Origin of the sequence: Tundrisphaera lichenicola (assembly GCF_051175385.1) — a bacterium.
Taxonomy (GTDB): Bacteria; Planctomycetota; Planctomycetia; order Isosphaerales; family Isosphaeraceae; genus Tundrisphaera; species Tundrisphaera lichenicola.
Genome location: NZ_CP195106.1, coordinates 554,751 through 575,769, shown reverse-complemented (window position 1 = coordinate 575,769; position 21,019 = coordinate 554,751). Strand labels below are relative to the sequence as shown.

The window sequence follows — 21,019 nt, the reverse complement described above, 5'->3', positions numbered from 1 at the left end:
CCCACCATGACCCCTACCCCTCCCGCCCCCGGAGTCTCGAACCGATCGGCCCTCGCCTGGCTCGCGCTGGCGGTCGTCTGGGTGGTCCTGACGCGAGTCCCGCTGGTGATGAACGCCGGGACTCACCTCGACAGCGACCTCGCGGTCGACGGCCTCACATTGCTCGACGCGGTGAACGGCCACTGGCGATGGCATTACCCGGCGACCCCGTTCATCGGGATCATTCCGGTCGGGCTGTCCTGGCTCCAGGCGTTGATCTGGGGGGCCAACCCGATCACGCTGGTCTCGGGCGGGGTGGTGGCTTATGGGTTGGTGGTCCTGGCGACGTTCGCGATGAACCGGCGAGCGTTCGGGCCTTCGGTGGCAAGCTGGGGGCTGGTCCCACTGGTCTTCGGATCGACGGGGGCGATCTGGCTTTCGGGGCGGATCACCGGGGGCCACCTGATGGCGGCGGCCTGGCATGCGGGGGCGTTCGCCCTGCTGGCCGAGACCCTGAAGCGGGGCGGATGGGCGCGATCGGCGGGCCTGGGCCTCTGTTGCGGCCTGGGTCTCTACCTCGATTCGATGTTCCTCGTGAGCCTGAGCGGGGTGATCGTGGCGGCCAGCCTGGGCTGGTGGTGGTCGGGGGCTTCCGTCCGAGGGTTCGCTTTCGTCCTGGCGTTCGGCCTGGCGATGGGCCTGGGGGTGACTCCTCGACTTGTGGGGGAGCGGGTCGATCCTCACGACGCCTACCGAGGTCAGTTGGAGCCCGACACCCGAGCCGAGTCGATCCTCCGGAACGCGAGAATCCTGGCGACGGATTGCCTGCCTCGACTGGTCGCGGGGCATCGATTGCCGGGATTCGAGTCCGAGCCCGATCCTGCGAGCCTACCGGGAGGATCGCGAGCGGTGAAGGACAAGGGCCTTCCCTGGTTCGGCCTGCTGGTTGCGGTGGGATCGCTTTCGATGTTCCTGGGATCGATGATCGCGCTGGTTTTTGTCAATGTGACCCCCTCCCCCCCCGTGGGGGAGGGCCGGGGAGCGGGGGCGAGCGATCAGGAACGCACCAACGGTCTATCGAAGTTACAGGTCAGGCCACGGCCCCCTCTCCCCAACCCTCCCCCACGGGTGGGGAGGGAGCCAGATCTTCAGGACTCCAATAGCGATCCCGTCGCCCGCGCGATCCGCTGGGGGCTCCTGGCCTCGATGGCGGCAACCCTGGCAGGATTCCTGGTCAACCGAACCATCACCAACTCGGACAATTACCGATATCTGGTCACGTGGCTGGTCCCCTGGTCGACCGGCTTCGGGCTGATGATGACACGGATCGCCCGCCAGAAATCGACGGGGCGATGGCTGGCTGGTCCGATGACGCTGGGCCTGGCCGTCCTGATGACCCTCGACACGGCTCGTTGGTACTCGGGCTTCGGCTGGATCGATTCGAAGGGGCTGCCGGTTCGGAAGGTCGTCGAGGATCAAGCGTTGGCCTGGCTGGAGGCCCACCCGGAGGTGACCTCGATCTTCGGCGACTACTGGGACGTCTACCGCCTGTCGTTCCTGACCGGCGGGCGAGTCCGGGGCGTACCCTTCCCCGAGTACCCGGAGCGGTTCCCCGAGATCGCCCGGAGCTTGCCGGGAGGCCGTCCGGAGTTTCTAATCGTTCGCCCCGGCCCGGTCGGCCCGAGCTATCGGGCTCGGGCCTTGTCGGAAGGAGGCCGGGAGGTCGAACGAAGGGGTGGGCTCGTGATCGTCCAGTGGCCGAAGGGGGCAACGCCATGAGCACCGAGAAGCCCCCCGTCGAGGCGGCCTGGTCCCCCGAGCGCCGCCCCTGGGGCCTGGTCGACCTCCTGGCCATCGCCGCCTGGACCGCCGCGCTGGCCTTCTTCTTCCGCGACGCCCTTTTTTTCGGGAAAGCTCTCTTTTATTTCGACATCACCGAGATCAATTATCCGTATCGCGACTTCCTGGCGAAATCCCTGAGGGCCGGGCGGTTCTCGACCTGGCATCCCGGGATCAACAACGGCCTGCCCCTCTTCGCCGAGAGCCAGGCGGGCTACCTCCACCCGCTCAAATATTTCCTCTATCCCTGGATGTCGACCTGGCGGGCGCTCAACCTCGACACGATCCTCTCGGTCTGGCTGACGGGGCTATTCACTTATGGGTGGCTCCGTCGCCACGTCGGGCCGATTGGGGCCCTGACCGGCGCCGCGCTCTTCGGCCTGAGCGGATTCGAGTGGGCCCACCTGATCCACACGAGCATGGCCAATGCCCTGATGAGCGTCCCGCTCGCCTTCTGGGGGCTGGAGATGGCCTGGGACGGCGGCCGGCTCCGGGGGATCGCGCTGGGGGCTCTGGCCCTGGCCTGCCAGGTCTTCGCCGGCCACTTGCAGGATACGATCCTGACGGGCGGAGCCCTGGGGATCTACGCCCTCTGCCGGGCCGCCACGGCGGGGAGCCGGACGGGCCGGGTCAAGGCGATCGGCTTCGTGGCCCTGCTGGGGGCGCTCGGGGTGGCGGTCGCGGCGGTCCAGTGGGTCCCATCGAAGGACCTCCTCGACCGCTCCCCGCGCGAGGGGGGCCTGACCTGGGAGCAGATCACTTATGGGTCGTGGGCCCCCGAGTTGTTGCCGACGCTGGCCGTCCGCGAGGCCTACGGGACGCTCGCCCGGGACACCGACTGGCCCGATGGCTACTACCCCTACCACGAGATGAACGCCTACCTCGGCCTGATCGGCATGGCCCTGGCCTTCGTCGGGGCAGGTGCGTGCCGCGATCGATGGGTCGCCTCCTGGATCGTCCTGGGCGGGCTCGGGGCGGTCTTCATGCTCGGCCGTTTCACCGCCTTATTCGACCACATGAATCTGGTCCCGGTCGTGGGCAGCTCGCGAATCCCCGTGCGTTATCACCTCTGGGTCTCGCTCGCGGTGGCGGCCCTGGCGAGCGTGGGAGTCGATCGATTGGCGAGCCCGGGGCGGTTCCGGCTCCGCTCGACGGCCGCGTTCGTCCTGGCCATGCTGGCCGGATCGATCGTCATCGCGACCTATGTCTACTTCCCCGCATGGACCGACTCCCGACGCTGGACCACGCCCGAACATCTCGAGCATTTCCGATGGCTCGGCCGAGAGGTCGCCATCGGAGTCGGGCGGACGCTCGGGCTCGGGCTGGCGGCCTGGTGGCTGATCGCGAGGGCGGCGAAGGAGGTCGCGGCCCGGCGTCGAGCCTGGCTGATCGCCCCGATCCCCCTGCTGGTGATGCTCGACCTCCTCGGCTCGCACGTCGCCGACGTCCCGACGATCGACCCATCGTACTGGACCATCCCCCCCGAGTCGGCCCGACGGATCAAGGCCGACCCCTCGACGATCCGAGTCTTCGGCGCGGCCGAGAAATCCGCGGCCGAGCCCGGTTTCGCCTCCCGGCCGGTCGACTTCTTCGAGGTCCGCGACACCCTGGCCTGGAGCCTCCCGCCGATCTGGGGCCTGTCCTCGGCGATGGGACACACGCCGATTTATCCTCGAAGAATGCTGATATTTCACGACCACGCCAACCCGGTCCTGGCCCGGTACGAGGTCGAAGGCGTCACCCATCTCGTGACGGGTCGGCCCGTCCCGGGCTACCCCGGGGACATCCAGAAGGCCGGCTCCGCCTACATCCACCGGCTCGACGGGGCCCAGCCGCGAGCACGACTGATGGGACAACCCGTCTACGTGGCCGACGAGGCCGCCGCATCGAAGGCCCTCGACGACCTGGGGGCCGCGATCCGGGACCGAGTGATCGTCGAGGACCCCGGCCGCCCCCTCCCCGAAGGGGCCGCGGTGGAAGGATCGGCCAGGATCGCGGTCGATCAGGACGAAAGGGTCGAGGTCGACGTCGAAGCCCGGACCCCCGCCTACCTCGTCCTGGCCGACACTTATGACACCGGCTGGTCGGCCACCCTCGACGGCCAGGCGGCCCCGATCCGGCCCGCCTTCGCCGGCTTCCGCGCGGTGTTCGTCCCGAAGGGATCGCATCGGGTCATCTTCACTTATGAGCCGGCCGGCTTGAGGACCGGACTGGTGCTGACCGCGATCGGCCTGATCGGGGTCCTGGCCTGCCTGGCCTGGCCGCGCCCCGTCGCCGAGCCCGACCCGGCACACGCCCCGGTGAGCTGGCCCCGGACCTGGCCCATCTGGTTCGGGGGGCTCTTGCTCGCCTTCACGCTCGCCTCGGCCGTGAAGCTCGGCCCCGGCGGACCGATGCTCCACCCCCGATGGGAAGGCTCGCTCCACCGGTTCACCTGGTCGGCGGGCATCGACGCGATCAAGCCGATGAGCAAGTATTTGGGACGTTGATTCGGGGCCTGAACTTCATCGCGGCCGATCGGCGGGGCCGGCGGCGACCTCGGCTCCCTGCCACTCATAAAGCCCCCTGGGGTCGGCCGTCCCGGCGAACCGACGGGGCCAGGGGACCGTCCCGGCGGTCACGACGAAAGGGACCCCGCCGGCCTGTCGGACCTGCCGGGCAAGCTCGTCGGCGGATCGGCCCCGGAGCTGGTAGCAGGTCCGGTCGAGCAGGAACATCGCGTTCTGGTGGTCGCCGCGATCGACCCCATCGAAGAGGAGGACGGCATTTCCCGGGAGCCGGTCTCGGGCGAACTCGGCCAGTTCGAAGACGAACGGCCGGTTCTCGCTCCGCTCGGTCACGGCCCAGGCCGCCAGGGTCACCCTCACGCCAATGATCAGGGTCGAGGCCACGGCCAGGCATCGGAGGACGGGCAAAATCTTGGAGATATTTGTTCGAGTTTGGCCCGCCTTTCCCCAGAAGAGGGCCGGGCTGAGGGGGGGCCGGATCGCATCGAAGTTCGTTAGCCCGAGGTTGACCCACCACAAGGCCAGGAAGGCCGCCAACCCGACCGAGCCCGCGAGGGCCAGATGCTCGAAGACCCAGGTCGCGCCCAGCATCACTCCGTTGGACGCGGGCGGATCGGGATAGCCCTTGCCGAACCGGCCGATCGGGGCGGGCCAGATCAGGCCCACCGTCGCGAATCCGAGCCAGGCCGCCAGGGCAGTCGATCGCCCCCGCCAGCCTTCCACCATCAGGCGGGCCAGCAGCAGGAATCCGGCGGGCATCGCGATCAGGGTCGCCGAAGGCGTCTTCGTCGAGGCGACCACGTGCGGGGCCAGCACGCCGAACAGCCAGGCATAGAGGAAGAGCAAAGGCCCGTCCCGACCGATCACGGCCGAGCCGACCAGGACGACCCCAGCCACGATCAGCGGGGGATAGAACCCGTGGTAGAGCCCGATCAGGTAGTCGAAAACGAGTCGATCCCACGGGGCCCCCCAGCCCTCGACCCCAGCCCCGAGGTGGGTGAAGACATAACCATGCTCGTGGGCGAATTCGGCCGGGAAGTTCCGGGCGCAATGGATCGTCCACGGGGCAACCGTCACGAGCGTGGCCCCCATCAGGCCCAGGAGGTGGCGGAACGTCAGCCGCGAGGCGTCCTTCGAGGCCATCCCGACCTTCGGGAGCAACCAGGCCGTCGCCGCCAGGCCGATCAGGATCGCCCCGAGGTAGCTCTTGGAAAGATAAGCCATCCCCTGCGCGACTCCCACGGCCAGGACATCGGCCCACGAGCCCGAGTCGATCGCCCGGGCCAGGAAATAGACGCCGACCTCGACCCAGAACAACAAGGAAATGTCGACATGATCACTGAACAGGAAGCCCTGGACCAGCATGGTGATGGCCGGGTTGATCGCCTGGAGACCGGCGGCGATCAGCGCGGTCGGGCGGCCGAAGAGCCTCCGGCCGATCAGGTAGGTCAGGGCCACGGCCCCGGTCGCCAGCAAGGCCGAGGGGAGCCGGAGCGCGATGTTGTTCACGCCCAGGACCGCGAAGGAACCGGCGATCGTCCAGAGCGGCACGATCGGCTTGTGGAGCCAGACGTGGTTCTCGCCCCAGTGGGTCGGGTCGTAGGCGAGGTACGGGACGTCGATCAGGGTGGGCTTGAGCGGGTGCTTCAGCAGGTTCCGGGCGACGATCGCGTGGTAGGACTCGTCGGAGTAATGGAGCCCAACATGGCCGATCCGGTGGGTCGAGAGCCCGATCGAGGCGGCCAGGATCAGCCAGAGGACCGGGTCGCGCCGGGCCGGGGGGGCGGTCGTCATGGTCATCCGTCCTGGGTCGGCAATCGGGCTCCCGCGGCTCCTCCGCGCGGGCGTTATCTTTCCCGAGGCTCCCCGAGGGGTCAACCCCGGTCTTCGGCGGGATGTCGGACAGTCGTCGTCACTGGCATCTCGGGGCGATGTCGGATAGGGTGATGGGAGAGGTATCCGAGGACGACCGGCCGACGCCGCTCGACTCCGGCCGCGAGGCGGAAGGTCCATCGAGGGAGGCCAGGCGTGATCCTTAACCGACTCGGGCGACGGGTATGGACGATCGCGGCCTGGGCCTCCTGCTGGCTCGCGACGGCCCTCGCGCCGCCGCTCTCGGCGGCCCCGGCCGAGGTGACCCGCGAGCAGGTCGAGCGGTCGATCCAGGGCGGGGTGGCCTTCCTGCTGAAGATCCAGCGTCCCAACGGGACCTGGGGGACCGAGCCCGGCGAGTCGGCCCTGGTCACGCTCGCCCTGCTGACCGCCGGAGTCCCGGCCAATTCCGAGCCGATGAGTCGGGCCCTCGACGCGCTGGGCCAGGCCACCGTGACCCCGACCCATGAGACCTACACCCGAGCCCTGTTGGCGATGACCTACGCCGCCGCCGATCCCGCGAAATACCGGGACGAGATCGAGCGGCAGACCGGGTGGCTGGAGCAGGCCCAAACCACCAACGGATCCTGGACTTACAGCACGGGATTCGGGCGGGGTGCCGGCGGCGACAACTCGAACAGCCAGTACGCCCTGCTCGGGCTCAATGCCGCCAATGAGGCCGGGATCTTCGTCAAGCCCGAGGTCTGGCTCCGGGCCCGCCGCTACTGGGAGGCGACCCAGAATCATGACGGGAGCTGGGGCTACCACCAGGGCCAGGGCTCGACCGGCAGCATGACCTGCGCCGGGATCGCCAGCCTGGTCATCACCGGCCTGAAGCAAGTCCAGGGGCGCGAGACCCTGGTCGGCGACCGGATCGAGCACTGCGGCGATGAGGCCGTCAGCCCCAGCCTCCAGCGCGGGATCGACTGGATGTCGAACCACTTCGACGTGACCCAGAACATCAACTCGGGACAGACCTGGCATTACTATTATCTTTATGGGCTCGAGCGTGTCGGCCGCCTGAGCGGGCGTCGGTTCTTCGGGAACAACGACTGGTACCGCGAAGGGGCCGCGTACCTCGTCCGGAACCAGGACCGCCTCCAGGGCTTCTGGCGAGGCCAGGGGCCCGAGAACGACCCGGTCATCACCACCAGCTTCTCGCTCCTGTTCCTGGCCAAGGGGCGGGCCCCGGTCCTGGTCAACAAGCTCCGACACGGCCCGAATGCCGACTGGAACAACGACCACGACGACATCACCAACCTCGTCGGGGTGGTCTCTCGCGACTGGAAGCACCTGCTGACCTGGCAGGTGGTCAACCCCGACGTCGCCAGCGTCGAGGACATGCTCCAGGCCCCCATCGCCTACTTCAACGGCCACGACGCCCCGGTCTTCTCCAAGGCCGGCGAGGAACGGCTCCGCGACTTCGTCGAGCAGGGCGGCCTGATCTTCGCCGAGGCCTGCTGCGGCAAGGAGCAATTCCGGGCCGGCTTCGAGGCCCTGATGAAGCGGGTCTTCCCCGAGCCCGAACTCGACCTCCACCCCCTGGCCGAGGACCACGCCGTCTGGCGATCCAAGTATAATCTCGTCGAAATGTCTCGATCTCATCCGCTCTGGGGGATCGAGCACGGCTGCCGGACCGTCGTGATCTTCTCGCCCGACGACCTCTCCTGCTACTGGAACCAGCTCGACAAGTCGCCGGGCCATCCCCGGGTCAGGGCGGCCACCGCGCTCGGCCAGAACGTGATCGACTACGCGACCGGGCGCGAGATGCCCGCCGACAAGCTGGCCACCCGCGACATCGCCGACTTCAAGGAAGAACGGCCCAGGCGCGGGGCCCTCCAGATCGCCAAGCTTCGCCATGCCGGCGACTGGAACATCGCCCCCCTGGCGATCCCCAACCTCACCACCACCCTGCGCGACAAGCTCAAGTTCGACGTGGTCATCAACCACAAGGAACTCTTCCCCCGCGACCCCAGCCTGGTCCATTTCCCCCTGATCTACCTCCACGGCCGGGCCGCCGTCTCCTTCTCCGAGGAGGATCGCGAGGCCCTCCGACGCCACCTGACACCGGGGGGCGGCACCCTCTTCGCCGACGCCGCCTGCGGCAGCGCCAGCTTCGACGCCTCCTTCCGGAGGTTCGTCGCCGAGCTGATGCCCGGCAACCCCCTGGTCCCGATCCCCAAGGACGACGACTTCTACTCCCGGAAGATCGGCTACGACCTCGCCGATGCCAGGAGGACCGCGGCCGCCGGGGGCCAGTCCGACTACCCCGAGCTGGAAGGCGTGAAGGTCGACGGCCGATGGGCGATCATCTACTCCAAGTATGACCTCGGCTGCGCCCTCCAGAAGCAGGCCGGGATCGACTGCAAAGGATATACTCACGAGAGCGCCCTGAGGATTGCCACCAACATCGTCCTCTACGCCACGCTCCCCTGATCCGACGCACGGCCCGCGATCGGCCGACTTCCCCGGGGCAAGGAGGCCCGCCCGATGACGATCATCTGCCCGCGATGCGGCTCGATCCCGGAAGGCGGGCCGGAACGATGGTCCTGCCCCGGGTGCGAGGCCACCTATCCAGGGCTCCGGGGGATCATCGACCTCCGGACCTCCGAGGACGCCTTCCTCTCGAACCGGGAGGACTGGGACTACGCCCGAGGGCTCGACGCCGACTTCGACCGGCTCGACTTCCGGGGGCTCCTCGATCGCTATTTCGACCTCTCGCCCGAGATCCCGGCGCACCTCCGGCGGAGGCAGATCGAGCACATCCGGACGGCCCCCGACCGGGTCCGGGCCTGGCTCGACTCGCTCGGGCTCCCGGAGGACGCGGGGCCCCTGCTCGACCTGGGATGCGGGAGCGGATCGTTCCTGTCGGCCGTGGGCGGGTCGGGCCGAGAGGTCGCCGGGGTCGACATCGCGCTCCGATGGCTGATGGTGGCCCGGAAGCGGCTCGACGAGGAAGGATTTGCCCATATCAAGCTCGCTTGCGGGTGTGCCGAACGCCTGCCGTTCGCGGACGAGAGCTTCGCCGGGGTGGTCGCCGGCGACGTGATCGAGCACGTCGACGACCAGGCCGCGACCCTGGCCGAGGCCCACCGGGTCCTCCGCCCCGGGGGGCGACTGTTCCTGGCCTCGCCCAACCGATTCAGCCTGGCACCCGAGCCGCACGTCCAGGTCTGGGGCGTCGGCTTCCTGCCCAGGGCCTGGATGGCCCGATACGTCCGAAGCGTCAACAACGAAGACTTTCGGGCGATCCGGACGCTCGGATTCGGCGAATGGAAACGTCTGATCCGGCGTAGCCCGTTCAAGCGGGGCGACCTGATTGCGCCCGGGCTGCCCGAGGCCGACCTCGTCGCGTTCGGGCCGATCAAGAAAGGGCTGGCCCGCGTCTACAACCGGACGGTGGCCAGTCGGACCGGACAGGTCGCCGCGAAGGCGGTGGGGCCGCTCTTCCACGTCGTCTGCGTCAAGGAAGGCGAATCCGCATCGGCGCCGATGGACGATCGCTGACATGAACTCCCGATGGCGGATCGCATTATCAAAGAGCACCGGAATCGACCGACGTGACGGGGTCGCGACCGGGGGTTTCGGGCGGAGTTGAACCAATCTTTCTCGTCGAGGCTCGGGCCGACCTGGGGTCAATCCGGCCCCGGGGGCGTCTTCTCGCCCCGGACGACCCCCTCTCCCGACTTGAAAGGCGGGCCGGGCGACCTCCGAGGAGTCTCCCGAAGGCCCGGCTCGACCCCCTCGGGATCATCCTTCCGATCGGGCAAAGACGAACCCAAGCCCTCCGCCTCGGCTTCCGGGGCGGGAAGGGTTTCCGCCTCCGAGTTCGCCTCGACCTCGCGTAGCTCGCGGAGGGCCCGGTAGAGCCCGCGTTCGACGGCGGCCTCGTATTTCCGGGCCAGCGTGGCCTCGTGGGAGGGGTCGAACAGGGCTCGATCGGCCGCCTCGGCCCGGTCGAGGGCGAACGCGTCGGGGTCGAGCGTCTCCCGATGGGCTCGCAATTTCTCCATCTCGATATCGATCAACTCGACCAGCCGGGCCGCGGCCCAGGCCCGGCGCTCCCGCTCGTCCAGCCCCGCCACTTCGTGATCCTCCAGGTACGAGAAGTCGCCCCAGATCGCCTTGGAGAGGGCCTTCATCCGCGAGGCCGGCAGGTCCTCCATCCGTCGGCCGGTCATGTTCTCCGCCTTGTCGAGATGCGTGAAGCTCCAGAGGTCGCGGGTCGGATGGGTCAGGTCGGCGCGGAGGGCGGCCCACTCCCGGAGCATCCGGTCGACCCCCTCGGGCGAGCGTCGGAGCCTCCGGGCGTTGGCGGCGGGCTCGGCGGTGATCCAGTCGTAGAGATGGTCGACCTCGGCGGTGGCCCGGTCGTCGAAGTCGGCCTCGGCGTGGCGGACCTTCCGGGCGATCGCGGCCGACTCCTGGCGGACCGAGCGATCCATCCGGACCGAGAGCACGGCGATCCGGCGGACCAGGATCCGCCCCATCGGCCCCGAGGGCTTCAGCTCGGCCTCCAGCTCGACGGCCAGGGCCTCGACCTCTCCCAGGTCCTCGGCGGGCAAGACCACTCCCTCGCCGGTCAGTCCATGCTTGAGGCCATTGGCGCGGGATCGGGCCTTGCCTTCGGGAGTCCTCGGGCCGGTCGAGTGGCGGGCATTGGCGCGGTTGGCGATCAATCGAGCTTCGCTGACGGGCATGGGAAGACCTCGGCTCGGGCTGCGGATTTCGCGGGAATTCCGCCCGACACTTTCGCCCGGCAGGCCACCCGCCTAGCACACTCCTCGGCAAGAAGTGCCGAGCGGCCGGCTCCGACGACGCTCCACCCCGAGAGATCGGCCCTGTCGCCCTCCTTGACGCCCGGCCCCGACCCTCCGATCGCGCGATCCCCGGGAGGCAAACCCACCTCGATAATTCACACATCACTCGATGACAAGATTAGCTTGATTACAACGCAACTTCATAACGCTACAATTCTGATGCTTAACGCAAAACTGCAATCCACGAATCTTAATAATCCATGACTAATTACGACATACGCCGACCACATTCATTGTTTCACGACAAGGCCTGAGCTGGGATACCGCCCTGATCGGGGCGGACGCATGCCGAAAAGAGTTTCCGCCATGAGATTTATCGAGGCCCACGCCCTCGGCCGATAAGAAGATCGCGGGTGGGATCCCGAGGCCGGGATCGACTCATCAGCCGTCGTAAAAGGACACCGAAACAGCTAGGACTACAATTATTTGGTTCGTTTTCGCCAGTTCTTCATTGATTTTAGGTCGCCCGACAGATTAAACTCGACAATGTCTTTAATGCCCTCCCATTCGTCATTCCTTCTCGTCGGAAGGGTCGCCCCCTCGACCCTGAATTTTGGTCCCCCAAGAACACCCCGCAGCCATCCCCTCCACGTTGCGGGTGCACACACCAGGATAATTCGATGATCCGTCGTCACGGCACGACCCTGCTCCTCGCATTCCTCGCAACCCCCTTGTTCTTCAGCCTTTCGGGATGCGACGCTCCCACGGACGACCTCCCGCGTCAATCCGTCTCGGGTTCGGTGACCCTGGATGGGAAGCCGTTGGCGAGCGGCTCGATCACCTTCGATCCCGTCGGTCCGGGGAACGCGAACCCGGTCGCGGGGGGCGCCCCGATCTCCAACGGCTCCTATTCGCTGGGGGCCGCCAATGGCCTGACTCCCGGCAATTATCTCGTCTCGATCATCTCCGGGGGCGACGACGCGCCTTCCGCCGCGGAAGCACCCGGGATGCCGCCGAGGAAGGCCAAGAAGGACCCGATTCCGGCGAAATACAACACCAAATCGACCCTCAAGGTCGAGGTGAAGGCCGGCGACTCGAGCTCGAAAGATTTCGAGCTGGACTCCAAGTAAGCCCGGCTCCTGCCATCTCCCCATCCGATCCGCGGGGGCGCGGCTTCGGTTGACCGATCCACCTTCGCCCCCACCGTTGACGTCTTCCCATTCGACCTACGAGGAAAAGAGCTGATGTCAGTGAATCGTCCCAAACGTGGCTTCACGCTGATCGAGCTGCTGGTCGTCATCGCCATCATCGCGGTCCTGATCGCCTTGCTCCTGCCCGCCGTCCAGGCCGCCCGAGAGGCCGCCCGACGCGCCCAGTGCACCAACAACCTGAAGCAGATCGGGTTGGCGATGCACAACTACCAGTCGACTTACAACTGCCTCCCGCAGGGGACCAAGGGTTGCTGCTGGGGGACCTGGCTGATCCCCGTGCTGCCCTACGTCGAGCAGGTGGCCCTGTTCAACGCGTGGAATTCCTACGGGAATAACTCGGGCGGGGCCGGCTACGTCGACGGCCCCTTGCGGTATGCGGGCGTCAGCAACAGCACGGTGACCACTTCCGTGGTCAGCGCCTATCTCTGCCCGTCCGATCCCAACACCTCGCAGACCTCGCTCATCGTGGTCGGCAAGCCGATCCGGTCGCAGAACTACGTCGCCAACTTCGGCAACACGACCCACCAGCAAGGCCCCCTGACCGTGGCCAGCATCACCTACCCGTTCCTGGGCGGGCCGTTCGGCGACGTGGGCTCTCCCGTCTCCGACATCTCCACCGGATCCGGCCAGGGCGCGGTCAACAAGAACATCGACTTCGCCGGGATCACCGACGGGACCAGCAACACGATGATGGTCTCCGAGGTCCTGATCGGCCAGTCCGGCCCCAGCAACGACCTTCGAGGCTTCTCCCACTGGGCCTACGGAGCCTCGTTCACCGGGTTCCTCACCCCCAACTCGACCAAGCCCGACTGGATGCAGTCGTCCGGCTATTGCAACTACCCGGCCATCGCCACCAATCCTCCGTGCATCCAGGGGACCAACAGCCTGGTCTACACCGCCGCGCGGAGCAAGCACCCGGGCGGCGTGAACACGGCCTTCTGCGACGGCAGCGTCAAGTTCCTCAAGAACTCGGTCAACCCGATCACCTACATGGCGCTCTCCAGCACCAGGGGTGGCGAGGTCATCAGCGCCGACGCCTATTGATCGGCGAATCGGTCCCGTTCGACTGACGCATCCAGGGGGAGGTGGCCCGCCCGTCCCGACGCTCGACCTCAAGGTCGGGCGATCCGGACGGCGGGCCACCTCCCCCGCTCGTTTGGAGTTCCCGGGAGCGTGGCCCGCGACGTCGCGAGCCGCCCCCGGCCCTTCTGGCTCACTCCGGGGGGCTTCCCTCGCGGATCGCCCGGATCGGGATGATCACGCCCGGGGTCGCCTTGAGCAGGTCGCCGACGCCCTCGTCGGTCACGAACGTGCTGGTCAGGCTCAGGAATTTGAGGTTTTTCATGCCCTTCAGGCTGGCGAGCCCGGCGTCGGTGATGGGCGTGTCGCCCACGTAGAGGCTCTGGATCTGGTCGACGACCGCCAGATGCTTGAGGCTCGCGTCATCGATCGGCGTCGATGCGATCGAGAGGGTCCGGAGCGCCGGCAGGCCCTTCAGCGCCTCCAGGCCCGGCCCCTTGATCGGGGCCCCGTCGAGTCGGAACGTCTTGAGCTGGGGGAGGCCGGCCAGGGTCGCCAATCCCGCGTCGGTGACCTTGGTCCCGGACAGGTCGAGCTCTTCGAGGGCCTCGAACCCCGAGAGTTGGGGGATCCCCGCGTCGGTCACGCCGGTGCCCTTCAGGTTGAGGGATTGGAGCCTCTTGAGCCCCTTCAGGCTCTCCAGGGCCGAGTCGGTCACCTTGGTGTCGGCCAGGTCGAGGCGTTCCAGCCGGGTCAAGCTCGCCAGCCGGGTGGCCCCCTCGTCATCGAGCGGACTCCCCGCCATCGAGAGTTCGCGGAGTTCGGGGAACCCCGCCAGGACCTCGAGGTCGGCACCACCGACCGAGGACTTGGCGTCGAAGATCATCCGCCGGGCCACGCCCGAGTCCGGATCATCGAACTCGACCTGGCCGCCAATCTTCGCGATCGCCTCGTCGGCTTGCTTCCTGCCCGCGTCGCCGCATCCCAGCAATCCCACGGCCAGGAGGGCAACGGCACCGGATCGATACATTCAAAATCTCCCGTATTTCAGGATAACCGGACCTCGGCACCTCCGGCGCGATTCGGCCCCGGGGCCGGGTCCATCCTACTCGACGAGGTCGAGGCCCGCATCCGGGAGCCAACGGGACCGCCCGGCGGGCCATGACAAATTCTGTTAAGATCAAATCTAAACATCATTTATAATCATTTATTACGCGCATTTTATTTCACTAATTTTCATCAAATCTCCCCCGGGTATGATCCATGCTCTTGGAAGGACCCGCACATTATTCCCAAGCGAGCCTATTTTATTATTGACAGAGATACCAGGGAGACTTAAATTCGCCCCTAGGTTAGTCTAAGCTCACCATATTTCTTGCTCCACGCATCCTCCCGGCGGCGACGTTTCCCGCGTTGCCACGGGCAACGAACGCTCCACAACTCGATTCAGCCACGCTGGTCGTTCCGCGCCCCAGTCCGATCTCTCCCGGTGTTTCGACGCCCGAGCATCTGGCTTGCGTGTCATCATTAGATAATCCGCATACGCCGGTCCAATCGTGGGAGCCTCCCCTTCTCGATGCGGGGTGATCGTTTTCCTCCCAAGCCGAGCCACTCGGGGATTTCCACGCATGATCGGCACTTCGAAAGGCCTTCAACAATGCGAATCTCGCACATCAATTTGATCCGATGGGCTCGGGCGATCTCCGCCGGCTCGCTGATCCTCCTGGGCCTGTCCGGCTGCGGCGAGGACGACGGATTGAACCGGCAGGCCGTCTCCGGGACGGTCACCCTGGACGGGAAGCCCCTGGAGACCGGCACGATCCGGCTGTTGCCGACCTCGGCCGAGGCGACGACCGAGACGTCGACCTTCATCGAGATGGGGAGTTATTCCTTCTCCAAGGCCGACGGCCCGGTCCCCGGCAGCTACAAGGTCGTGATCTCCTCGGCCAAGCGGGGCGCCTTCGACCTCCCCCAGGGGAAGACCCCCGGCGAGGCCCATCCGCCCAAGGCCAAGGAGGAGGTCCCCAAGCAGTACAACGTCAAGACCACGCTGACCGCGACGGTCAAGGCGGACCAGGCCGAGCCCATCGACTTCCCCCTGGTTTCGAAAGGAGGCTGATCCTCGACTGGCGTTTCAGCCTCGGGGCCTTCCCCGTCCGGGGTTGGCCCGAATCGCGGGCAGGACTTCCATTGACTTGAAAAAATCCCTCATCCCAGAAAGGTCCGAATCATGTCGAATCCCTCTCGCAATCGAGGGTTCACGCTGATCGAGCTGCTGGTCGTCATCGCCATCATCGCGGTCCTGATCGCCCTCCTGTTGCCGGCCGTGCAGGCGGCGCGCGAGGCCGCCCGCCGATCCCAGTGCATCAATAATCTGAAGCAGATCGGGCTGGGGATCCAGAACTACCACGACGTCACCCTCGTGTTCCCCCCGGCCCGGAAGGGCTGCTGCTGGGGGACCTGGAACACGTTCCTCCTGCCGTTCATCGAGCAGGGGAATATCTACAACGCCTGGAACTCGTCGGGCAACAATGCGGGGGGTCCCGACGGCGATTTCCGCTACTTCGGGGTCGCGAATCGGACCGTCGCCAACACGACGATCTCGACGTACCTCTGCCCGAGCGACCTGGGGACCAACGGCAACAACCCGGTGACGGCCACGATGAATGGCGTCCTGTACCAGTGCAAGTTCCGGAACTACGTGCTGAACCTGGGCACGACCAACATCGGCCAGATGGACTACCCCGCCGGCGTCACCCCGGTCCAGATCCCGTTCCAGGGGGCCCCGTTCTATGATATGGGCTCGCCGAACATCGACATCGGCCCCCAGTATGCGCCCGGCCGGACGACCCGGAACGTGGTCGGCATGGCGTCCATCACCGACGGGACCTCGAACACGATGGCGGCCTCCGAGCTGATCATGTCGCAGTCCAATTCCGACCTCCGGGGCTTCACCCAGTGGGGCGACGCCGCCGGCTTCACCACCAACATCGGGCCCAACAGCAGCAGCCCCGACGTCCACGACTGGTGCAACAACAGCATCAAGTTCAACCCCCCCCTGATCTGCCTGACGCTGAGCCCCAACGACAAGTATTACGCCGCCCGGAGCCGCCACCCCGGCGGTGTCAACGTGGCGATGTGCGACGGGAGCGTCCGGTTCATCAAGAACACGGTCAACATCTTCGTCTGGCGCGGCCTGTCCAGCTCCAACGGGGGCGAGGTCATCAGCGCCGATTCCTACTGAGCCGGCCGAGATCCGACTCGTCGATCCACCCGGGGGAGGGGGCTCACGCGAGCCGCCTCCCCTTCTCGTTCGAAGGGGGGTTCCTACCTGGAGATTTATACCGAGTACCCCGCCTGCCCGATTCTCCTAGAGTCGGGGAAATACTACCACAATCCAAACTGGAATGAGGATGCCAATGAGTCAGAGCGGGAGGAGCATGCCCACGAAGCCTCCTGGGATTACTGTTGGCTTGGAAAGACGGGGTACGACACCGCTTCAATGAGTTTTGCTTCTCGTCTCAGGGGCAGCTAGACGCCTTTTGGTCGTTCGTTTTGCCTTTGCCAAATACAATCCCAGAGAGCCAAGGGAGAGGAGTATGAATGAGGATGGCTCAGGGACTGATCTCAGGTTTGGCGAGATTCGCCCGGAATCAAAGACCAAATCATAGCCAAGTTGTTCTGGAGTTGTCCCATCCGCAAATGTGATCGAGGTCAATTCAAATGTATGGCTTGCATCGACGACATGCTCAAAATTTTGAAGTCCGAATGAGAGGCCCGCAGATATGGAAAAACTCGTTCGCAATTGGCTGTCGAGGGTGGCGTTCCCTGTGACCACGGCCCCAAGAGGCCCCTTTAGACCCAGCAAATTTAATGTTGTGAAATTATTGATTACTGCAACGGTCATGTTAAGTTGATTGAAGGATGAGCGTGAATCACTATCCTCATAGCCGGTCAGAGTTCCATTAAAGAACAGTTGCGTATTCGGTAGCACGATGACTGTTGGCGTGCGGGCAACTAATCGTACTGCGTCGAACGATTGGACGAGTATTCCTCCCTTGTGAATGCCCCCGAAGAGACCTCCGTCGTTCCCATGAAAGTCGAGTTTCAGACCCAAGCCATAAGGGCCAGCCTTTCCAGATAGGACAGTATCGAGGGTGATTTGTCCATTCGATTCGAACAGGCTACCATCGATCGTGACGGGCTTCGTATCCGATTTCGACTCGGAACGATAAGACCCGCCCTGAATATAGTAGCTTCCCTGGTAGAGGAATTCGGCTTGCACGCCGGACACCAACGTTCCAAAAATCAGGAAGAAGGAAAATGATCCGAGTGCTTTCATCTTGAAGACTCCCAGGGAGGTGCAGGTAAATTTGCCTAGCCCTATGAGGCATTACCTCCCTGGCCTCCGACGATGTCAAGCCCAATTTATTATTCTGCTTATCCGGGTGATTTGACCACCAACCAGGATTCCCACGTATTGGTCCCCGGCACGAGGGTCACCTGCGAGCGGTGTAAGAATTCAGTCACCGCTTGTTTAACGCCCTCTAGCCTGAAATCATGACCCGTCAGGATGACCTCAGGCCGGAACTTAGGATAGTAATTGGGCAAATCCTCCATCACCGCCTGGTAGGAGTGGGCTCCGTCTACGAACACGAAGGCTAGCGACCGCTCCTCGAATTGGTCCTTGGCCTCACTGGTCCGCATGTGGATCGTGTGGACGAATTCCGCAACACCGCTCAAGCAGAGGTTTCTCGGACAGATTTCTTTCCTCCGCCTGCCAGCCTCACCATCCCAAACGTCCACGCAGTCAAAGCGAATGGCCCTGCCGGAAGGGCGGATTGCAGCGCCCATGCAGCATGCCGAGCAGCCGAAAAAAAACTCCTAAACTCTACGAATCGATCCCCATTGGCCGCCACGTCGACAACATAATCATAGATGCCCTCGAAGTCGAAGCGGTTCGGGATATGGATGCACAGCAACTGGCGACAAAAATCATTTTTTGCATTTACAATATTTGTTTTATTCATGATAACTACAACATGACATTACAGACTACTTCCTCCTGCGGGAGATGGGATAGATCGAGGAAGCGACGTTTCCTCGGTCCAGATTCAGCAATAAAGCAACGGTTAATTTACTTCAAATTTCAATTTCGAAGGGATCTCTGGTATCCTGGGCACCCGTCGCCCGGACCTCCCGGGGTCGGCCAGGATCGGGATCGTCGACGAGGGCAGGGCCTGATGAGCGTTGTTGACACCATCATCGAGACGTTCGGCTCGCGGGGCGACGAGGCGTATTACGGCGAGGCCGTCTCTCAACTGGAGCACGCCCTCCAGGCCGCCCACCTGGCCGAGCGCGAGGGGTCGCCCGATTCGCTGGTGGTCGCGGCGCTCCTGCACGACCTCGGCCACATGATCGACGATCTTCCCGAGGACATCGCCCAGAAAGGGGTCGACGCCCGCCACGAGCAAGCCGGATCGGCCTGGCTGGCGCCCCACTTCGGCCCCGAGGTCATCCGGCCGATCGAGATGCACGTCGCGGCCAAGCGATACCTCTGCGCCGTCGATCCGGGCTACGCCGAGGGGCTTTCTCCCGCCTCGAAGCTCAGCCTGAAACTGCAAGGCGGGCCGATGGGGCCCGACGAGGTCGCCCGGTTCGAGGCCGACCCCCACCATCGGTCGGCCGTCCGGCTCCGGGGCTGGGACGACGCGGCCAAGGTCGTCGGGCTGGACGTCCCCCCGATCGAGCATTACCGGGCCCGGATCGAATCAGCCCTGCGTGTCCAGGACTGATTTGATCGGCAACTCGATCGTCACCAGCAGGCCGGGCCGGGCGTTCCGGGCGAAGATCCGCCCGCCGTGGATCTCGACGGATCGCTGGGCGATCGAGAGGCCCAGGCCGGCCCCACCGTCGGATCGGCTCCGGGCCTCGTCGACGCGGAAGAACGGGTCGAAGATCGACTCCAGCGCCGACTCGGGGACCCCGGGGCCCTGATCCCTAACGGTGATCGAGGCCAAACCGGCGAAGGTCCGGAGGTCGACGTCGATGACCGAGCCCTCGGGCGCGTGGCGGATCGCGTTCCGGATCAGGTTCTCGATGGCCCGACGGAGTAACTCGCCGTCGCCTTCGAGGGAGACTGGGCCTTCGTTCCGATCATCGATCCGGCATCCTTTCGCGAGTGCCTCCGCCCCGCAATCCTCGGCCAGGGACCCGAGCAGCTCATCGAGCCGGACCGGCTCGAACCGACGGGCCGAGGCGTCCCCTTCGGCCTCTGCGCAGGTGAGTTGTAATAGCTCGTTGACGAGCGAGGAGAGCCGGGCCAGGTCTCGGCCGATCCGCTCGAAGGCCGCGTCGCGCCCCTCGTCCATCCGGGCCAGCTCCAGGTTGAAGCCGAGCCGGGCCAGCGGCGACCGGAGTTCGTGCGAGACGTCCTGCAAGAGCCTTCGTTCGAAGGCGCGGAGGCTCTCGATCTGGCCGGCCATCCGGTCGAAGGAGCGGGCGAGTTCGCCGATCTCGTCCCGACGGTTCGAACCGGATCGCGCCGAGAGCTCGCCCTGGCCGAAGCGGTCGACCACCCCTCGGAGCTTCCGGAGCGGCGTCGCCAGGTGGACCGCCAGGGCGTATCCCAGGAGGACGATGACCAGGACCACCGCGCCGTAATAGGGGAGGATGCCCTTGGGATCGAACCTCGGCCGGATCATCACGACCAGGTGATAGCGACCACCTCGGAGCTGGTGGGCGCTCACCAGCACCCCTCCGCCCACGGGATGAGGGGGGCCTGGCCTGCGGCCCGATTGGGCGATCAAGGAAGACCAATCCCGGCCGTCGACCAGGTCGCGTCCGCGGGCGTCGAGCATGTGGTACTCGTCGCCGTAGTAGGCGTCCAGCCGGTTGATGAACTCGGCCAGACGCCCTCGCCCCCCTTCCTCATAGGCCCGGCAGACCTCCTCGTCGATCATCGCCAGGGTCTTGAAGAAGAAGCTGTCGGGCCCGGGGGCCTCCCTGGCCAGGTATTTCGAGATCATCCCGAAGGCGATCAGCGAGAGCCCGAAGGTCCCCAGCGACCAGAGCAGGATCTTGGCCCGGATCGACCTCATGGCGTGCCGCCGGGATCGACCCGGAACAGGTAGCCGACGCCCCGGACCGTCCGGATCAGGTCGCCCCGATCGCCGAGCTTCTTCCGGAGGTTGCTCACATGCATATCGATAGCCCGATCGAACGGGGTGGCGCGTCGGCGATAGAGCGCCGCGGTCAGTTCGTCGCGGGTCACGATCCGGCCGGCGGACCGGGCCAGCATCTCCAGGATGTCGAACTCGATCGAGGTGAGCGAGAGCGAGACGCCATCGACCCGGGCATCGCGCGACGACGGGGCCACCGTGACCCCTCCGACCTCGATCAGGTCGACGGCCCCCGGCCCTCGGCCCGACCTCCGGAGGACCGCGCGGATCCGGGCCAGGAGTTCCTCGGGGCCGAACGGCTTGGGCAGGTAGTCGTCGGCCCCGGCGTCCAGCCCCGTCACCCGGTCGACCTGCGCGGTCCGGGCCGTCAGGAAGATCACCGGCACCGAACTCTGTCGGCGGAGCAGTCGGAGGACCTCGAACCCGTCCAGGCCCGGCATCATCACATCCAGGAGTATCAGATCATGCCCGCCCGCCAGGGCCCGGGCCAGACCTCGACGGGGGTCATCCACCGCTTCCAGGCGGATCTGACGACGGGCGAAGTATTCGCGCATCGCCTGGCCCAGCTCGGTATCGTCGTCGATCAGGAGGATCGACGACGAAGGGCTGGCGGCCAGGTCGACGGGATTCGGCGAGGGGTCCGGCATCGG

General features: G+C 65.8%; 15 protein-coding genes and 1 pseudogene. 9 read left to right on the top strand and 7 right to left on the bottom strand.

Annotated elements, in window-relative coordinates; all coding sequences use genetic code 11:
* Positions 1–6: 6 nt before the first annotated feature.
* Complete coding sequence (locus P12x_RS02245) at positions 7–1,758, top strand: ArnT family glycosyltransferase (protein ID WP_435009199.1); 1,752 nt, start codon at positions 7–9, stop codon at positions 1,756–1,758.
* Positions 1,755–4,307, top strand: coding sequence for a YfhO family protein (locus P12x_RS02240; RefSeq protein WP_435009198.1), 2,553 nt, complete (start codon positions 1,755–1,757; stop codon positions 4,305–4,307). Before P12x_RS02245 ends, P12x_RS02240 begins: the two co-directional genes overlap by 4 nt.
* 15 nt (positions 4,308–4,322) lie before the next feature.
* On the opposite strand, the gene P12x_RS02235 is transcribed toward P12x_RS02240, so the two are convergent.
* Positions 4,323–6,119 carry an ArnT family glycosyltransferase gene (locus P12x_RS02235; RefSeq protein WP_435009197.1) on the bottom strand — a complete coding sequence of 599 codons (1,797 nt, stop codon included), beginning with the start codon at positions 6,117–6,119 and terminating at the stop codon, positions 4,323–4,325.
* Positions 6,120–6,353: 234 nt separating this feature from the next.
* Between P12x_RS02235 and P12x_RS02230 the strand changes: the two genes are divergently transcribed.
* A complete protein-coding gene (locus P12x_RS02230) occupies positions 6,354–8,633 on the top strand; it encodes a DUF4159 domain-containing protein (RefSeq protein ID WP_435009196.1) in 2,280 nt (759 codons plus the stop codon).
* A gap of 54 nt (positions 8,634–8,687) precedes the next feature.
* Positions 8,688–9,704 (top strand): class I SAM-dependent methyltransferase, encoded by a 1,017-nt coding sequence (locus tag P12x_RS02225; RefSeq protein WP_435009195.1) that lies wholly within the window; start codon positions 8,688–8,690, stop codon positions 9,702–9,704.
* 128 nt (positions 9,705–9,832) lie between these two features.
* On the opposite strand, the gene P12x_RS02220 is transcribed toward P12x_RS02225, so the two are convergent.
* Positions 9,833–10,897: a hypothetical protein gene (locus tag P12x_RS02220; protein ID WP_435009194.1), complete on the bottom strand. Its 1,065-nt coding sequence runs from the start codon at positions 10,895–10,897 to the stop codon at positions 9,833–9,835.
* A 740-nt stretch (positions 10,898–11,637) separates the two neighbouring features.
* Here P12x_RS02220 and P12x_RS02215 point away from each other — a divergent pair.
* Entirely contained in the window at positions 11,638–12,087 is a 450-nt protein-coding gene (locus tag P12x_RS02215) for a hypothetical protein (RefSeq protein ID WP_435009193.1), read from the top strand.
* 120 nt (positions 12,088–12,207) lie between these two features.
* Positions 12,208–13,212, top strand: a complete 1,005-nt coding sequence (locus P12x_RS02210; protein ID WP_435011752.1) for a DUF1559 domain-containing protein — start codon at positions 12,208–12,210, stop codon at positions 13,210–13,212.
* 169 nt (positions 13,213–13,381) lie between these two features.
* Here P12x_RS02210 and P12x_RS02205 read toward each other — a convergent pair whose 3' ends face one another.
* Complete coding sequence (locus P12x_RS02205; protein ID WP_435009192.1) at positions 13,382–14,218, bottom strand: leucine-rich repeat domain-containing protein; 837 nt, start codon at positions 14,216–14,218, stop codon at positions 13,382–13,384.
* Between the two features lie 627 nt (positions 14,219–14,845).
* Here P12x_RS02205 and P12x_RS02200 point away from each other — a divergent pair.
* Both P12x_RS02200 and P12x_RS02195 read left to right on the top strand, forming a co-directional pair.
* On the top strand, positions 14,846–15,307 hold the full coding sequence (locus P12x_RS02200; protein WP_435009191.1) for a hypothetical protein: 462 nt from the start codon (positions 14,846–14,848) through the stop codon (positions 15,305–15,307).
* 111 nt (positions 15,308–15,418) lie between these two features.
* Complete coding sequence (locus P12x_RS02195) at positions 15,419–16,432, top strand: DUF1559 domain-containing protein (protein WP_435009190.1); 1,014 nt, start codon at positions 15,419–15,421, stop codon at positions 16,430–16,432.
* 255 nt (positions 16,433–16,687) lie between these two features.
* Here P12x_RS02195 and P12x_RS02190 read toward each other — a convergent pair whose 3' ends face one another.
* Together P12x_RS02190 and P12x_RS02185 are read right to left on the bottom strand one after the other, a co-directional pair.
* A complete protein-coding gene (locus tag P12x_RS02190; protein WP_435009189.1) occupies positions 16,688–17,530 on the bottom strand; it encodes a PEP-CTERM sorting domain-containing protein in 843 nt (280 codons plus the stop codon).
* 98 nt (positions 17,531–17,628) lie between these two features.
* Positions 17,629–18,051, bottom strand: a pseudogene (locus P12x_RS02185) (class I SAM-dependent methyltransferase); the annotation flags it as partial.
* Between the two features lie 380 nt (positions 18,052–18,431).
* Between P12x_RS02185 and P12x_RS02180 the strand changes: the two are divergent.
* Positions 18,432–18,983: a phosphonate degradation HD-domain oxygenase gene (locus P12x_RS02180; protein ID WP_435009188.1), complete on the top strand. Its 552-nt coding sequence runs from the start codon at positions 18,432–18,434 to the stop codon at positions 18,981–18,983.
* Here P12x_RS02180 and P12x_RS02175 read toward each other — a convergent pair.
* Together P12x_RS02175 and P12x_RS02170 are read right to left on the bottom strand one after the other, a co-directional pair.
* Positions 18,960–20,288, bottom strand: a complete 1,329-nt coding sequence (locus tag P12x_RS02175; RefSeq protein WP_435009187.1) for a sensor histidine kinase — start codon at positions 20,286–20,288, stop codon at positions 18,960–18,962. The genes P12x_RS02180 and P12x_RS02175 overlap by 24 nt on opposite strands.
* The gene (locus tag P12x_RS02170) at positions 20,285–21,016 is read right to left on the bottom strand and encodes a response regulator transcription factor (protein ID WP_435009186.1); all 732 of its coding nucleotides are present in this window, start codon (positions 21,014–21,016) and stop codon (positions 20,285–20,287) included. The genes P12x_RS02175 and P12x_RS02170 overlap by 4 nt, the downstream gene beginning before the upstream one ends.
* Positions 21,017–21,019 lie beyond the last annotated feature (3 nt).

What these genes read in the sequence shown, in the direction of transcription:
- P12x_RS02170 (WP_435009186.1), bottom strand. Translation starts at nt 21,016, where the DNA reads ATGCCGGACCCCTCGCCGAATCCCGTCGACCTGGCCGCCAGCCCTTCG.
- P12x_RS02190 (WP_435009189.1), bottom strand. Translation starts at nt 17,530, where the DNA reads ATGAAAGCACTCGGATCATTTTCCTTCTTCCTGATTTTTGGAACGTTG.
- P12x_RS02175 (WP_435009187.1), bottom strand. Translation starts at nt 20,288, where the DNA reads ATGAGGTCGATCCGGGCCAAGATCCTGCTCTGGTCGCTGGGGACCTTC.
- P12x_RS02180 (WP_435009188.1), top strand. Translation starts at nt 18,432, where the DNA reads ATGAGCGTTGTTGACACCATCATCGAGACGTTCGGCTCGCGGGGCGAC.
- P12x_RS02200 (WP_435009191.1), top strand. Translation starts at nt 14,846, where the DNA reads ATGCGAATCTCGCACATCAATTTGATCCGATGGGCTCGGGCGATCTCC.
- P12x_RS02240 (WP_435009198.1), top strand. Translation starts at nt 1,755, where the DNA reads ATGAGCACCGAGAAGCCCCCCGTCGAGGCGGCCTGGTCCCCCGAGCGC.
- P12x_RS02195 (WP_435009190.1), top strand. Translation starts at nt 15,419, where the DNA reads ATGTCGAATCCCTCTCGCAATCGAGGGTTCACGCTGATCGAGCTGCTG.
- P12x_RS02215 (WP_435009193.1), top strand. Translation starts at nt 11,638, where the DNA reads ATGATCCGTCGTCACGGCACGACCCTGCTCCTCGCATTCCTCGCAACC.
- P12x_RS02245 (WP_435009199.1), top strand. Translation starts at nt 7, where the DNA reads ATGACCCCTACCCCTCCCGCCCCCGGAGTCTCGAACCGATCGGCCCTC.
- P12x_RS02220 (WP_435009194.1), bottom strand. Translation starts at nt 10,897, where the DNA reads ATGCCCGTCAGCGAAGCTCGATTGATCGCCAACCGCGCCAATGCCCGC.
- P12x_RS02235 (WP_435009197.1), bottom strand. Translation starts at nt 6,119, where the DNA reads ATGACGACCGCCCCCCCGGCCCGGCGCGACCCGGTCCTCTGGCTGATC.
- P12x_RS02225 (WP_435009195.1), top strand. Translation starts at nt 8,688, where the DNA reads ATGACGATCATCTGCCCGCGATGCGGCTCGATCCCGGAAGGCGGGCCG.
- P12x_RS02205 (WP_435009192.1), bottom strand. Translation starts at nt 14,218, where the DNA reads ATGTATCGATCCGGTGCCGTTGCCCTCCTGGCCGTGGGATTGCTGGGA.